General features: G+C 64.1%; 14 protein-coding genes. 7 read left to right on the top strand and 7 right to left on the bottom strand.

Going from position 1 to position 13,700, the window contains the following annotated elements; translation table 11 throughout:
• Positions 1-8 precede the first annotated feature (8 nt).
• The 3 genes from N1058_RS12910 to N1058_RS12900 are packed head-to-tail and all read left to right on the top strand — an operon-like array spanning position 9 to position 2,802.
• Positions 9-902 carry a heme/hemin ABC transporter substrate-binding protein gene (locus tag N1058_RS12910; protein ID WP_265517976.1) on the top strand — a complete coding sequence of 298 codons (894 nt, stop codon included), beginning with the start codon at positions 9-11 and terminating at the stop codon, positions 900-902.
• Positions 903-905: 3 nt separating this feature from the next.
• Positions 906-1,997 (top strand): FecCD family ABC transporter permease, encoded by a 1,092-nt coding sequence (locus N1058_RS12905; protein WP_265517975.1) that lies wholly within the window; start codon positions 906-908, stop codon positions 1,995-1,997.
• 10 nt (positions 1,998-2,007) lie between these two features.
• Complete coding sequence (locus N1058_RS12900) at positions 2,008-2,802, top strand: heme ABC transporter ATP-binding protein (RefSeq protein WP_265517974.1); 795 nt, start codon at positions 2,008-2,010, stop codon at positions 2,800-2,802.
• Between the two features lies 1 nt (position 2,803).
• Here N1058_RS12900 and rirA read toward each other — a convergent pair whose 3' ends face one another.
• Positions 2,804-3,265: an iron-responsive transcriptional regulator RirA gene (rirA, locus tag N1058_RS12895; RefSeq protein WP_265517973.1), complete on the bottom strand. Its 462-nt coding sequence runs from the start codon at positions 3,263-3,265 to the stop codon at positions 2,804-2,806.
• 251 nt (positions 3,266-3,516) lie between these two features.
• Here rirA and N1058_RS12890 point away from each other — a divergent pair, with 251 nt between their 5' ends.
• Positions 3,517-4,059 (top strand): GNAT family N-acetyltransferase, encoded by a 543-nt coding sequence (locus tag N1058_RS12890; RefSeq protein ID WP_265517972.1) that lies wholly within the window; start codon positions 3,517-3,519, stop codon positions 4,057-4,059.
• A gap of 14 nt (positions 4,060-4,073) precedes the next feature.
• On the opposite strand, the gene maiA is transcribed toward N1058_RS12890, so the two are convergent.
• The 6 genes from maiA to eutB form a co-directional block, all read right to left on the bottom strand.
• Complete coding sequence (gene maiA / locus N1058_RS12885) at positions 4,074-4,724, bottom strand: maleylacetoacetate isomerase (protein WP_265517970.1); 651 nt, start codon at positions 4,722-4,724, stop codon at positions 4,074-4,076.
• Between the two features lie 56 nt (positions 4,725-4,780).
• Complete coding sequence (locus N1058_RS12880; protein WP_265517969.1) at positions 4,781-6,154, bottom strand: aspartate aminotransferase family protein; 1,374 nt, start codon at positions 6,152-6,154, stop codon at positions 4,781-4,783.
• Positions 6,155-6,223: 69 nt separating this feature from the next.
• Positions 6,224-7,714, bottom strand: coding sequence for an NAD-dependent succinate-semialdehyde dehydrogenase (locus N1058_RS12875; RefSeq protein ID WP_265517968.1), 1,491 nt, complete (start codon positions 7,712-7,714; stop codon positions 6,224-6,226).
• Positions 7,715-7,853: 139 nt separating this feature from the next.
• Positions 7,854-8,339 (bottom strand): Lrp/AsnC family transcriptional regulator, encoded by a 486-nt coding sequence (locus N1058_RS12870; RefSeq protein ID WP_265517967.1) that lies wholly within the window; start codon positions 8,337-8,339, stop codon positions 7,854-7,856.
• Positions 8,340-8,409: 70 nt separating this feature from the next.
• Positions 8,410-9,402, bottom strand: coding sequence for a cyclodeaminase (locus N1058_RS12865; RefSeq protein ID WP_265517966.1), 993 nt, complete (start codon positions 9,400-9,402; stop codon positions 8,410-8,412).
• Complete coding sequence (gene eutB, locus N1058_RS12860; RefSeq protein WP_265517965.1) at positions 9,392-10,402, bottom strand: hydroxyectoine utilization dehydratase EutB; 1,011 nt, start codon at positions 10,400-10,402, stop codon at positions 9,392-9,394. The genes N1058_RS12865 and eutB overlap by 11 nt, the downstream gene beginning before the upstream one ends.
• Positions 10,403-10,602: 200 nt before the next feature.
• Between eutB and doeA the strand changes: the two genes are divergently transcribed.
• From doeA to N1058_RS12845, 3 genes are read left to right on the top strand one after another with little or no spacing between them, the layout of a single operon-like run.
• Positions 10,603-11,787 carry an ectoine hydrolase DoeA gene (gene doeA / locus N1058_RS12855; RefSeq protein ID WP_265517964.1) on the top strand — a complete coding sequence of 395 codons (1,185 nt, stop codon included), beginning with the start codon at positions 10,603-10,605 and terminating at the stop codon, positions 11,785-11,787.
• A gap of 1 nt (position 11,788) precedes the next feature.
• Positions 11,789-12,949, top strand: coding sequence for an acetylornithine deacetylase (argE, locus tag N1058_RS12850; protein ID WP_265517963.1), 1,161 nt, complete (start codon positions 11,789-11,791; stop codon positions 12,947-12,949).
• Complete coding sequence (locus N1058_RS12845; protein WP_265517962.1) at positions 12,946-13,650, top strand: GntR family transcriptional regulator; 705 nt, start codon at positions 12,946-12,948, stop codon at positions 13,648-13,650. The genes argE and N1058_RS12845 overlap by 4 nt, the downstream gene beginning before the upstream one ends.
• Positions 13,651-13,700 lie beyond the last annotated feature (50 nt).

Here is a 13,700-nt window from a genome sequence, read left to right as displayed (position 1 = left end):
ATATGCGAATGTTTCACACCCATCTCAATCGGTTCGCGGGCGTCCTGCTGGCAGGGCTGGTCGCCGGCCTGTCCGGCCAGGCAGCGGCCGGAAGCGGAACGAAGCCTTTCGATGGGACGGCACGGGTGGTGGCCATCGGCGGGTCGATAACCGAGATCGTCTATGCGCTCGGCGAGGAGGACCGGTTGGTGGCCCGCGATTCCACGGGCGTCTATCCGCCGGAGGCGCAGGCGCTGCCGGATGTCGGCTACATGCGCGCGCTCTCGCCGGAGGGTGTCCTGTCGGTCAATCCGGATGCCATCCTGGCGCTTGAAGGCAGCGGACCGGCCGAAGCGGTCGACGTCCTGGAAAAAAGCAGCGTGCCGATCGTGCTGGTGCCGGAGCGTTTCGATGCGAACGGCATAATGGAAAAGATCGCAATCGTTGGCGCTGCGCTGAATGTTCCCGAAAAGGCAGCGGGCCTTTCCGCCGAGGTGGAGCGGGAACTTGCGGCGGCGCAGGCACTGACGGCCTCCATCGAGGATCGCAAACGCGTGCTCTTCATTCTCAGTATGCAGGGTGGGCGCATCATGGGATCCGGCCGCGATACGGCCGCCGACGGCATCATAAAAATGGCCGGCGGGCAGAACGCGATCACCTCCTTCTCCGGCTACAAGCAATTGTCGGAAGAGGCCGTCGCGGAAGCCGATCCCGAGGTCATCCTGATGATGGACCGCGGTGGCGATCACGGCATAGCCGATCGGGAACTGTTCGCGCATCCGGCGATCGCGCCGACGAAAGCTGCCCGCGACAAGGCGATCGTGCGCATGGACGGGTCGTATCTCATCGGTTTCGGCCCGCGCACCGCGGGCGCCGTTCGTGAACTGGCCACCGCGCTCTATGGTTCGCTGGCGGCCAACTGACCGATGTCGGCGCTGGCGATGATCCTGGCGGACTCTGCCGCCGCGCGTGAGGGCGACCGTTCGGCGCGGGGGCGGCTGGCGATCCTGGCTCTTTCGGCCCTGCTCCTGGCGGTCGCTGCCGTAAGCGTGGCTACCGGGGCATCCGATGCTTCTGTCCTGGGCGTCCTGAAGGCGCTTGCGGGCCTGTCGGAACCAAATGCCCTTTCGGTAAGGGACCGTCTCATCGTCTTGGAAATCAGGGCGCCTCGCATCGTGCTGGGAGCGCTGGTAGGCGCGGCGCTCGCGGTTTCGGGTGCCTTGATGCAGGGGCTCTTCCGCAATCCGCTGGCCGACCCCGGCATTGTCGGCGTCTCCGCCGGGGCAGGGCTCGGCGCCATCACCTTCATCGTGCTCGGCGGCACCGTTCTGGCTCCGGTCACGGCGCTGTTTGGCATTTATGCGCTGCCGATGGCGGCGTTCCTGGGCGGACTGGTCAGCACGCTTGCGCTCTACCGTATCGCTACGCGGCGAGGGCAGACTTCCGTAGCCACGATGCTCCTGGCCGGCATCGCGCTTGGGGCGTTGGCCAATGCCATGTCCGGCGTCCTCATCTATCACGCCGACGACCGGCAGTTGCGGGATCTGACATTCTGGAGCCTGGGATCGCTCGGCGGGTCGACATGGGCCAAGGTCGCCGCCGCCGGACCGATCATAGTCGTCGCGCTTGCCGCCACGCCGTTCCTGTCGCGCGGGCTTAACGCGCTGGCGCTCGGCGAGGCCTCGGCAAGGCATCTCGGCATCTCCGTCCAGGCGGTCAAGAACGTGGCCATCGTCGCGGTTGCCGCCGCCACTGGCGCTGCCGTCGCCGTCTCCGGGGGCATCGGCTTTGTCGGCATCGTCGTGCCGCATCTGCTGCGCCTCATCATCGGGCCGGACCATCGCTATCTGCTGCCGGCGTCGGCGCTGCTAGGCGCCAGTCTTCTGCTTCTTGCCGATGCGGTGAGTCGGACCATCGTGGCGCCGGCGGAACTGCCGATCGGCATCGTCACCGCGTTCTTCGGCGCGCCCTTCTTCCTGTGGGTGCTGCTGCGGCGGCGCGGGCTGCTGGACCTTTGAGGCATCGGATATGATCGAAGCAAGACAGGTCAGCGTGGCCATCAACCGCAAGCCCATCCTCCGGGATTTGGATATCCAGGCCCCGCCGGGACAGCTGACCGCGATTGTCGGACCGAACGGATCGGGCAAGTCGACGCTGGTGAAGGCCCTTTCGGGTGATCTCGCCTATGACGGGCAGATCACCATCAATGGTGGCGATCTTGCCGCGATGAGACCCGCGCAGGCCGCGCTCTGGCGCGCGGTCCTGCCGCAGTCCACCACCATGTCGTTCCCGTTCACGGTGGGCGAGGTGGTGCGGCTTGGCATGACCGGCGGGCGGTCGGGAGCACTCCTGGGAGCGCAGGACGACTTGCCGGCCCGCGCGCTCGACAAGGTGGACCTGAGCGGCTTTTCCGGCCGGCTTTACCAGGAGTTGTCGGGTGGCGAGCAGCAACGGGTGCAGCTTGCGCGGGTTCTTTGCCAGGTATGGGCGCCGGTGCTGGAGGGCAGGCCGCGCTATCTGCTGCTCGACGAACCCGTCTCCAGCCTCGACATCAAGCACCAACTCATCGTCATGAAGATCGCCCGGGAATTCACCGCGCGCGGGGGCGGGGTGGTCGCGGTGCTGCACGACCTCAATCTTTCCGCCGCCTATGCCGACAGGATGATCGTCATGCGCAAGGGAAGGATCGCCGCCGCTGGCTCGCCAGGGCAGATCATGGAAAGCCGGCTCTTGTCTGATGTATTCGAGTGCCCGCTAGACGTGGGGGCACTGCCGCCCGCCACGATCCCCTTCGTGCTGCCGCAAGCGGCCGCGTCGAGCTAGCTCAGTTGGCGGCCGCGGAGGCTTCCGGCAGGTCGATGCCGAGCAGGCCGCGCATATTCGGGCGGGCATCGACCAGATCCTGGATCGTATAGGATGCCAGCACCTCGAAAAACGCGTTCAGCGCCTTGCGCAGTGCCTCGTTGAGCCCGCAACCGTCGATCAACGGGCATTCGGCGCTGTCGTTCTCGAAGCATTCGGCCATGGCGAAATTCTCTTCCGTCACCCGCACCACGTCGAACAAGGTGATCTCGTCGGCCGGCTTTGCCAGGCGGACGCCCCCGTTGCGGCCGCGCACCGTCTGGACAAGGCCATGCTCCACGAGCGGCTGCAGGATCTTGAACAGGAAAAGGTCCGACAGGGAATAGGCCTGCGCAATATCGGGGATGCGACTCAGGCGTCCTTCATTGGCACCGCAATACATCAATATGCGGATGGCGTAATTGGTTTGACGGGTGAGGCGCATGGAATCCCTTTCAATGCAGTACGCCTTCAATATGGCGTATAGTTTAGAATAATTCCAGTTCCGAATGGCTTAAATATGATCTGTCCGATCAACTTATCATGATCCTGCCCGGCAGGTGAGCCACTGGGTGTCGAAGTTCGGTTTCATGCGGCAAAACGTGATCGGCGGGCTTATTGAAGTTTATGCTGCGTTGCACAATATATGCGGCGAGTCGAACGGCTCGGGGAGGAAACCCGTGTGGAGTGCGACTTATGATCGTGAAAGCATCACCCGATATTCAGCCCTCCGGCGTCGTCCGTCGGCTGCGGCCTTCCGAACTGCCGCTCTTCCGCGATCATTTGATGCGGCTCGATCGTCAAAGCCGGCGCGACCGCTTCAACGGGGCGACCAGCGACGCGTTTCTGGAGCGCTATGCCGAACGGTGTTTCCGCGAAGGCGCGACGGTCGTCGGCTATGTCGAGGGAATGCGTATCCTGGGCGCAGCCGAGCTTCATGAGCGCCCCGAACGCGACCCGCCGACCGGCGAGATCGCATTCAGCGTGGAAAAGGAATTGCAACATCGTGGTATCGGCAGCCTCCTTTTCGAGCGGCTGATCGCCCATGCCCGCGCGCTGGGATACACGCAGCTGCGCGTCACCACACACCCGCAGAACGATGCGATGCGGCGGCTGGCAAGCAAATTCAAGGCGCATCTTTCCTTCGAGGAAGGCGAAACCGTAGGCCATATCGTTCTGGACGACGTGCCCTTCGTCGACGTTGCAGCGCCAGTCCTTCCAACAGCCGCCGCGGGATGAAGCCGGCGGCCTGACTATTCGGCGTCCGGCTGGTTGGCCGGGGCCGCTTTGCCGAAAGGCTCCAGCGCCATGCAGGCTTCGTGGATTCTGCGAAGCGCCGGGTAGGGCGTCATGTCGACGTCGAAGCGCTTGTTGTTGGTGACCTGCGCGACGAGGCAGATATCGGCCATGCCCGGCGTTTCGCCGTGGCAGAAGGTGCCGGTGCGGGGATCTTTCGCCAGCATCGTCTCCATCGGCCGGAACGTCTCGGCCACCCAATGGCGGAACCAGTCGCCGACCGCCGCGTCGTCGGCGCCGAAACGCTCGCGCAACGCTCCCAGCACACGCAGATTGTTGAGTGGATGGATGTCGCAGCCGATCATCTGGGACAGCATGCGCACGCGTGCGCGGCCGGCCGGATCGGACGGCAGCAGTGCGGGTTCGGGCGCCACGTCTTCCAGAAATTCCATGATCGCGAGCGATTGCGACACCATCGTTCCGTCGGTCCAGACGAGCACCGGAACGAGGCCCTGCGGATTGACCGACAGATAGGCCTGTCCGCGATGCTCGCCATGGCGCAGGTGAAGCGCCTCGTAGTCGTAGTCGATGCCCTTCATCTCCAGCGCGATGCGCACGCGGTACGATGTCGAGGAGCGGAAATAATTGTGCAGGACGGGTTTGTTCATGCCTTTGTCCTACCCCCGCTTGCCGGGGAAGGACAAGCCTTCCCCGGCGCTGTCCTTTATGCCAGGACTTTCTTCACGGCCTTGGCCGTCGCGTCCACCACCTTGTCGGCTTCCTCGCGCGTCAGGCAGAGCGGCGGGGCAAAGCCGAGGATGTCGCCCTGCGGCATGGCCCGGCCGATGACGCCGTTCTCTAGCGTGGCGGCCGCCATCTGGGGGCCGATCTTCCGCGAAGCGTCGAAGAACTTGCGCTTTTCCTTGTTCTCGACGAACTCAATGGCGCACAGCATGCCTTCGCCGCGCACATCGCCGACATGGGCATGGCCGCCGATGGCGTCACGCATGGCGTTGACGAAATAGCTGCCGGTCTTGCCGGCATTCTCGACGAGGCCCATGCTGTCCACCAGCTTCAGATTGGCGATGCCGGCGGCGGCGCCGATAGGATGGGCCGAATAGGTCCAGCCATGGCCGATGGGGCCGTTCTCGTCGGTGCCTTTTTCCAGAATCTCCCACATCTTCTTGCCGACGATGGAGCCAGACAGCGGGGCGTAGGCCGAAGTCAGGCCCTTGGCGATTGTGATCAGGTCGGGCTCGATGTCGTAGTGCAGCGAGCCGAACATGGAGCCGAGGCGGCCGAAGCCGGTGACGACCTCGTCGGCGACCAGCAGGATGTCGTGCTTTCTCAGCACCTTCTGGATCGCTGCCCAGTAGCCCGCGGGCGGCGGCACGATGCCGCCGGTGCCAAGCACCGGCTCGCCGATGAAGGCGGCGATGGTGTCGGCGCCCTCGCGCTCGATCAGCGCCTCGAGCTCGGCCGCGCAATGGGCGGAGAACTCTTCCTCGCTCATGTCGTCCTTGGGACGGCGGTAGTAGTAGGGGGCTTCCGTGTGCAGGATCTGCGCCAGCGGCAGGTCGAACTTCTTGTGGAAGAGTTCGAGCCCCGTCAGCGATCCGGTCACAAGACCCGACCCGTGATACCCGCGCCAGCGCGAGATGATCTTCTTCTTCTCCGGCCGGCCCAGGATGTTGTTGTAGTACCAGATCAGCTTGACATTGGTCTCGTTGGCATCCGATCCGCCAAGGCCGAAATAGACTTTCGACATGTTCTTCGGCGCCCGGTCGAGGATCATCTTGGCAAGGGTGATCGAGGCTTCCGTGCCATGGCCCACATAGGCATGGTAATAGGCCAGCTCCTTGGCCTGGCTTGCGATGGCATCGGCGATCTCGCTGCGGCCGTAGCCGACATTGACGCAGTAAAGGCCGGCAAAGGCGTCGAGCAGGCGGTTGCCGTCGCGGTCCTCGATATAGACGCCGGAACCGCCGGTGACGATGCGGCTTGGGCTTTCACCACGCGCGTGCTGGGCGAGGTGGGTCGAGGGGTGGAAGAAATTATCCCGGTCCCACTGATCCAGCTGGTCGTTCTTCAAAAGCATTTTTCTTCTCCTTGTATCAGCGGCCAGATCGGGATGGCGTTTGGCCATCCCGCCATGCTCCGGTCGATTTCAGTCCCGCGCGATGTCGCGGCAGACATATTTGATATTGGTGTAGGCCTCCAGCCCGTGGCGCGAGCCTTCGCGCCCGAGCCCGGCCTGCTTCACCCCGCCGAAGGGGATCGGGGCGCCGGTGATCTTGGTGCGGTTGATGGCCACCATGCCGAATTCGAGCGCCCGCGAGACGCGGGCGATGCGCGAGGGGTCCTGGGTGTGCAGGTAGGCCACCAGCCCCGTTTCGGTGTCGTTGGCGCGAGCGACGACCTCGTCCTCGCTGTCGAAGGCGGCGATGGCGGCGACGGGACCGAAGGTTTCCTCGTGGAAGATCAGCGCATCCGCCGGCACGTCGGCCAGCACGGTCGGCTCGAAGAAGTTCTCGCCCGCCTTGTGGCGCTTGCCGCCGGTGACGAGGTGGGCACCCTTTTCCAGCGCGTCGGCTACATGCTCTTCCTGCTTGGCCACGGCGCGGCCATGGATGAGCGCGCCGATATCGGGATCGGTCAGCCCGTTGCCGACCTTCAAGGCGCGCACCTTGCGGGCGAACGCCGCCACGAAGGCGTCATAGACCGGCCGCTCGACATAGAGCCGGTTGGCGGCGAGGCAATCCTGGCCGGAAGTCGCGAATTTCGCCGTCATCGCGCTTTCCACTGCACGCTCCAGGTCGCAATCGGCGAAGACGATGAAGGGCGCGTGACCGCCCAGTTCCATCACGAGCTTCTTCACCGTCGGCGCCGACTGTCCATAGAGCAGCCGGCCGATTTCGGTGGATCCGGTGAAGGACAGGACGCGGACATGGCGGGAGGCAGTCATGGCGCCGACCACTTCAGTGGCTTTGCCCGTCAGGATGTTGAAGACGCCGGCGGGGAAGCCGGCACGCTCGGCCAGTTCGGCCAGCGCCAGCGCCGAGAACGGCGTCTCCGACGAGGGATGGGCGACCACCGTGCAGCCGGCGGCAAGCGCTGCCGCCGCCTTGCGGGTGAGCATGGCGGAGGGGAAGTTCCACGGCGTGACGAGGCCGGCGACGCCGGCGGGCTCGCGGCTCACCTGCATGTCGGCATCGGGCAGGTGGGAGGTGATGCCCTCCACGTTCACGCGCTTGGCTTCCTCGGCGTAGAACTCGACGAAGGAAGCGGCATAATCGATCTCGCCGCGCGCTTCCGAAAGCGGTTTGCCCTGCTCCAGCACCATCAGATGGGCGAGGTCCTCGCGCGCGGCCATGATCAGGCCGTGCCAGCGTTTGAGGATTTCGGTCCGCTTCTGCGGGGCAAGGGCGGCCCATGCCGGAAAGGCCCCGCGCGCGGCCTCGATCGCGGCTTCGGCCTGCGCGGCGCTGAGCATCGGAACGGAGCCAAGCCGCGCGCCATCGGCCGGATTGGTCACGTCGATCTGCATGTCGCCATCGCCGGCGACCCAATGGCCGTTGACATAGGCGTATTCGCGGAAAAGCCGCGGATCGTTGAGCGCTGCAAGGGAGGTTTTCTGAAGTGCTGCAAAAGCTGACATGGCGCATTCTCCATCGCAGTGTGAGGGCTTACTGCGGTGAAGGATGGGGCAGGCAGCGGCAAATTTTCAGCAGAAATAGGGGTACGTCGCCAAAGAAACGTTCCAAGGCGCGGGCGTGCGCAGATGTTTTTTTGGGCGCTTACTCGGGCTCGGACATGAGCATGTCGAGCGGAATCGCGCCGGGGCGCTTTACGGGCTTGGTGACGATATAGGTGAAATAGCGGACCAGCCCCAGATGCGCCTCCAGGAGATGGTCGACGAGGCGCTGATAGGTGTCGATGTCGCGGGCCACTATCTGGAGGATGTAATCGAAGCCGCCGCCGACCGCCCAGCACCCCACGATCTCGTCGATGTTCTGGACGGCTCGCTCGAAAAGCTGGAAATTTTCAGCGCGATGGCCTTCCAGTTCCGCCGCCATGAAAACCAGGATATGCGGGGCCAGCTTGTTGATGGCCACTTCCGCCCGGTATCCGGTGATCACGCCCGCCTTTTCCAACCGTTGGAGGCGTTCCCAGCAGGGGGCCGGCGTCAGGTTCACCCGTTCGGCGAGCGCGGCCTTGGATATGCGGCCTTCCTTCTGCAGGATGGCTAGGATCTTGAGGTCGCGGTCGTCGAGCTTCAGCATTCGCGGGTCCGTATATTCAGGGATGAGCGCCAAACTGGCACAATCGGCCGCCGTGGTCGACGCCGTACCGTCAGCTCCGGATAACGCTGCCCGCGCCCGCCTTGCGCGCCATCTCCAGCGCATAGGTTGCGATGGCAGTATCCTGCGCGCCGGTGCCCGTCAGGTCGCAGATCGTCACCTGGTGGTCGCTTTCCCGTCCCTTCTTTGCACCGCCCACGATTTCACCCAGTTCCGGCGGGGCTTCCCTGTTCCAAAGGCCGGCGGCGATCGCGGAGCGCAGCTCACCAAGCTTTTCGCACTGGCTGACGCGGTCGCAGGCGAAGATGTCGGCCTTGGCAAGCGCGGCCGGATCGATCTCGTTCTTGCCTTCCTGGTCGGAGCCCATGGCGGTGATGTGAAGGCCCGGATGCAGCCAGTCGGCCTTGAAGATCGGCTCCTCGGCCGGGGTGGTGGTGACGACGAGCTGGCTTTCGGCGACCACTTTTTCCGGATCCTCTTCGGCGACGACCTCTATTCCCAGCCTTTCCGCAATATCGCGGGCGCAGGCTTCCGCCTTCGCCTGATCGCGGCCCCAGACCAGCGCCTTGCGGAAGGGCCGCGCGAGATGCGCCGCCTCCATCTGCAGGCGCGCCTGTACGCCGGTGCCGAAAACGCCGGCGGTTTCCACCTTTTGCGGAGCCAGATGCCTGGCGGCGACGGCGCCGGCGGCGGCGGTACGTATGTCGGTGAGGTAGCCATTGTCGAGCAGCAGCGCTTCCACCAGCCCGGTCCTGGCGGAAAACAGGATCATCAGCCCGTTGAGGCTTGGCAGGCCGAGCTTTGGATTGTCGAAGAAACCGGGGCTGACCTTGATCGCGAAGCCGTCGAAGCCGGGAATATAGGCCGTCTTCACGTCCACCTCGCCATTGGCCTCGGGGATGGCCATGGACAGGATCGGCGGCATGACGACCTTGCCGGTGCCGAGGGCCGCGAAGGCCTTTTCCACCACATCGACCGCTCTGGCGTCGAGCTCGACGGTCTTGCGAAGCTCTGCCTCGGTGAGGATGAAGATGTCACGCGGCATAGGCTTGTCCTTCAAGTGTCGTGTCGCCGAGCCTCACGTCGCGGCCGTTGACGATGTCGGTGAAAACGGACATGTCGACATTGCGTCCGGTGATGATGGTCGCCGCCGGGCCCCTGGGATCGCGCACGCGGCCGCTAAGGAGCGCTGCCGCGCCGACGGCGCTTGCCCCTTCGCAGACGATGCGGTCCTCGAAATAATGCGTCTGCATCGCGCGATAGATGTCGCTTTCGGAAACCAGCACGATCTCGTCCAGATAATCCCGGCAGAGCGCGAAAGTGTGCGTGTTGGCGCTGCCGATGCCGCCGCCGAGCGAATCGGCAAGGCTCGGTACTTCCTCGACCGGCACAGGCTTGCCTGCTGCGAGGGCCGCATGCATGGCCGCGCCGTTTTCCATGGTCACGCCGATGACGCGGATGGAAGGTTTCATGCTTTTCAGCGCGAATGCGACGCCGCCGGCCAACCCGCCGCCCGACAGCGGTATGAGAACGGTCGTCAGTTCTGGGCATTGCTCGATCAGCTCAAGGCCGATGGTGCCTTGGCCGGCAATCACCGCCGGCCCGTCGAAAGGCGAGATTTCGGCAAACCCTTCTTCTTCGACGAGGCGTGTCGCCTCGATTTGCGCTTCGTCCTGGCTGCGGCCGACAATGCGCGCCTCCGCGCCCAGCGCCTCGATCCCCTGGATTTTGGCCTTCGGCACGAGCTTCGACATGCAGATGACGGCGCGCAGTCCGCGGATGCGAGCGGCATAGGCGACGGCCCGCCCGTGATTGCCGGTCGAGCAGCAGGTGACGCCCGGCACGTCCTCCGGCAGGTTCTCCGCAGCATTGGCGGCGCCGCGCAGCTTAAACGCGCCCGTGGCCTGGCCGATCTCCAGCTTCAGGTGGATGTCGGTGCCCATCCTGGCACTCAGATAAGGTGAGGGGACCAGCGGCGTGTCGAGGCTGGCGATGCCGGCAATAGCGCGCCGCGCAGCGATGATGTCGGCAAGGGCAAGCGTCACGCGGGAAGATCCTCCATCTGCATAACGGTTTCCGGAAAGAGCGATTTGTACACATCTCAGGATAGAAGCGATCACGATGCCTGCGCAATCGCTATTACGACAGGGAATGACGCATTCATTATGGGTGACGCTCACCAATTTGTATACAACTGCGAAAGTACCCGGCGGAATCACGTCGCGCCGGCCTTTGGAGGTCTTATATGCCAGCAGTCGCATTGCCCTTTACCGCTCTGGAATACGCCCAGCGCTTGGATAAAACCCGCAGGGCCATGGAGGCGAAAGGAATCGATATTCTGTTCGTCGAGGATCCGTCCAACATGGCCTGGCTGACGGGCTATGACGGCTGGTCCTTCTACGTCCACCAGGGCGTGCTCGTCTTCAAGGATCAGGATCCAATCTGGTGGGGACGGGCGATGGACGGCAATGGCGCCGTGCGCACCGTCTACATGGATGACGAGCGCGTGCTGCGTTATCCGGATCACTACATACAGGCCACCACGCTGCATCCCATGCAGCACCTGGCCGAGATCATTCGCGCCTATGGCTATGCCAATCAGCGCGTCGGCGTGGAATTGGAAAACTACTACTTCTCCGCCAAGGCCTATCTGGTTCTGAAGGAGGAACTCCCGGACGCCAAGTTCGTGGATGCCACCGCGCTCGTGAACTGGCAGCGGGCGGTCAAATCCGAGGAGGAAATCATCTTCATGCGCCGCGCCGCGCGCATTTCCGAAAAGATGATAGACGGCATCGTCGAACGCATCGAACCGGGGCTGAAGAAGAATGATCTGGTGGCCGAAATCTACGGCGACGCCATTCGCGGCGTCGACGACGACTGGGGCGAGTATCCGGCCATCGTGCCGCTGCTGCCGACGGGCTCGGATGCCGCCGCACCGCACCTGACCTGGGATAGCCGCCGTTTCGAGCAGGGTTCGGCAACGTTCTTCGAGATCGCCGGCTGCTACCGACGCTATCACGCGCCGCTCTGCCGCACCGTGTTCCTCGGCAAGCCGCCGCAATACATGCTGGATGCGGAGAAGGCGCTGGTGGAGGGCATCGAATCCGGACTTGAGATCGCCAAAGCGGGCAACCGTGCGGGGCAGGTGGCCGATGCGCTTTACGGCGCGCTGGAACGGGCCGGCATCAAGCGCGACGGGCGCTGCGGCTATGCGATCGGCATTTCCTATCCGCCCGATTGGGGCGAGCGCACGATCTCGCTGCGCCGCGAGGACGAAACCGTCCTTGAGGCGGGCATGACCTTTCACTTCATGCCGGGCCTGTGGATGGCCGATTGGGGCCTGGAAATCACCGAAAGCATTCTCATTAAGGACGAAGGGCCGGCCGAGGCGCTCTGCCGCCGGCCTCGCGAACTGATCGTGAAGGACTGACATGGCCACGCTTGCGCGCGCCCGCGACATCCTGGCCGAGCTGGTCGCGTTTCCGACCATATCGGCCGACAGCAATCTCGAACTGATCGCCTACGCCACCGAACTGATGTCGGAAGTGGGCGCGCGCATCTCCATCATGCGCGACGAGAGCGGCACCAAGGCCAATCTTTTCGCCACGCTGGGACCCGAGGGCGACGGCGGCATCGTCCTTTCGGGACATTCGGATGTGGTGCCGGTGGTGGGCCAGAACTGGTCCAGTGATCCCTTCGTGCTGCGCGAGGCCGATGGCCGGCTCTATGGGCGCGGAACATGCGACATGAAGGGCTTCATCGCCTGCTGCCTGGCCAAGGCGCCGGATTTCGCTGCGCTCGAGCTGAAGCGCCCGCTGCATTTTGCCTTCACCTATGACGAGGAGGTCGGGTGCCTGGGCGCGCGTACGCTGGTGAGCGAACTGGAGCGGATGGATCTGCGCCCGTCCGCCGCCATTATCGGCGAGCCGACCCTGATGCGCATCATCGAAGGGCACAAGGGTTGCTACGAATACACGACGGAATTTCGCGGCCGCGCGGGACACGCCTCCGATCCCGACCGCGGGGTCAACGCAATCGAATATGCCGTGCGCTACATCTCGCGGCTGATGGCGCTGTCCGAGGAGCTGAAGGAGCGGGCGGCGAAGTCCAACCGCTTCAGCCCGCCCTGGACGACGCTGCAGGTCGGCCGCTTCGATGGCGGGTCGGCCCGCAACGTGATTGCCAGCCATGCCAGCGTCGAATGGGAAATGCGGCCGGTGGCCGATGCCGACGCCGCTTTCGTCAAGAACAATATCCAGGCTTATGTGGACGAGGTTCTGCGTCCGGCGATGCAGGCCGTCCATGCCGAGGCCGATATCGTCACGCAGGTGATCGGCGAGGTGGAGGGGCTGGAGCCCGCCGCTCAGTCGGAAGCGCGGCGTATTGTGTCGGAGCTTACCGGCCTCAGTGAGGCGGAAGTCGTCGCGTTCGGCACGGAGGCGGGTTTGTTCCAGACCGCAGGCATATCGGCCGTGATCTGCGGTCCGGGCTCCATAGAGCAGGCGCACAAGCCGGACGAGTTCATTTCCCTCGAGCAGCTCGACGCATGCCTCGGCATGCTCGAGCGGCTGTCGGCTCAACTGGTCCGATGACCGATATCCCCGCCAGCGATGCACGCGCCCGCTACGAGCGCATCTACGCAACGCTGCGCAAACGTATCTGCCTCCTCGACTATCCGCCCGGAAGGCGGCTGCGCGAGGAGGATCTGGCGGAGGAGTTTCACACCAGCCGCACACCTATCCGCCGCGTCCTGGCGCGGCTTGAGGATGAGGGCCTGCTGTGGTCGGTGCACGGGGTCGGAACCATTGTCACCGACATCGACATTGAGGAACTCTCCCAGGTCTACCGCCTGCGCATCGAACTGGCCGAACTGATCGGCAAGCTCATGCCGGTCCCGCCTGACCAAGCGATGCTCAACGAACTGTTCGAAATGGAGGCCAGATGCGCCGAGCTGGCCTCGAGGCTCGACGCGCGCGAATTTGCCCGCCTGAACATGGATTTCTTCCAGCTCATCCTTCGGCTTACGGCAAACGAACCGCTGCGCGACATCTCTGAGCGGCTCTACTTCCAGACGACACGCATCTGGCTGAAGACGGCATCGCGCTTCGACCACTATCGCGACATGCTGCGTCTTGAGGTCGAATCCTTCCAGCGCGAAATGCGCGATGTGATGCTGGCGATCGAAAGCGCCGATCTTTCCGCCGTCGGCCATGTGCGGCGCGCCCATCTGACGACGAGTTTTTCGAGGCTCCTCGCCGAGGCCCGGTCCGACAAAAAAGCGGATATCAACTAATCCCTTGACCTTCCAGTAACTGGAAGGCCTATCTCCATGCAAGTCGGCGA

This window comes from Nitratireductor luteus (genome assembly GCF_026162365.1).
In the GTDB taxonomy this organism is placed as follows: Bacteria; Pseudomonadota; Alphaproteobacteria; order Rhizobiales; family Rhizobiaceae; genus Chelativorans; species Chelativorans luteus.
Note: the sequence above shows the minus strand (reverse complement) of the source record. Positions and strands in the feature narration are given on the sequence as shown.

Coding starts and splice junctions, on each gene's coding strand:
- N1058_RS12910 (WP_265517976.1), top strand. CDS start 9: ATGTTTCACACCCATCTCAATCGGTTCGCGGGCGTCCTGCTGGCAGGG.
- N1058_RS12905 (WP_265517975.1), top strand. CDS start 906: ATGTCGGCGCTGGCGATGATCCTGGCGGACTCTGCCGCCGCGCGTGAG.
- N1058_RS12900 (WP_265517974.1), top strand. CDS start 2,008: ATGATCGAAGCAAGACAGGTCAGCGTGGCCATCAACCGCAAGCCCATC.
- rirA (WP_265517973.1), bottom strand. CDS start 3,265: ATGCGCCTCACCCGTCAAACCAATTACGCCATCCGCATATTGATGTAT.
- N1058_RS12890 (WP_265517972.1), top strand. CDS start 3,517: ATGATCGTGAAAGCATCACCCGATATTCAGCCCTCCGGCGTCGTCCGT.
- maiA (WP_265517970.1), bottom strand. CDS start 4,724: ATGAACAAACCCGTCCTGCACAATTATTTCCGCTCCTCGACATCGTAC.
- N1058_RS12880 (WP_265517969.1), bottom strand. CDS start 6,154: ATGCTTTTGAAGAACGACCAGCTGGATCAGTGGGACCGGGATAATTTC.
- N1058_RS12875 (WP_265517968.1), bottom strand. CDS start 7,714: ATGTCAGCTTTTGCAGCACTTCAGAAAACCTCCCTTGCAGCGCTCAAC.
- N1058_RS12870 (WP_265517967.1), bottom strand. CDS start 8,339: ATGCTGAAGCTCGACGACCGCGACCTCAAGATCCTAGCCATCCTGCAG.
- N1058_RS12865 (WP_265517966.1), bottom strand. CDS start 9,402: ATGCCGCGTGACATCTTCATCCTCACCGAGGCAGAGCTTCGCAAGACC.
- doeA (WP_265517964.1), top strand. CDS start 10,603: ATGCCAGCAGTCGCATTGCCCTTTACCGCTCTGGAATACGCCCAGCGC.
- argE (WP_265517963.1), top strand. CDS start 11,789: ATGGCCACGCTTGCGCGCGCCCGCGACATCCTGGCCGAGCTGGTCGCG.
- N1058_RS12845 (WP_265517962.1), top strand. CDS start 12,946: ATGACCGATATCCCCGCCAGCGATGCACGCGCCCGCTACGAGCGCATC.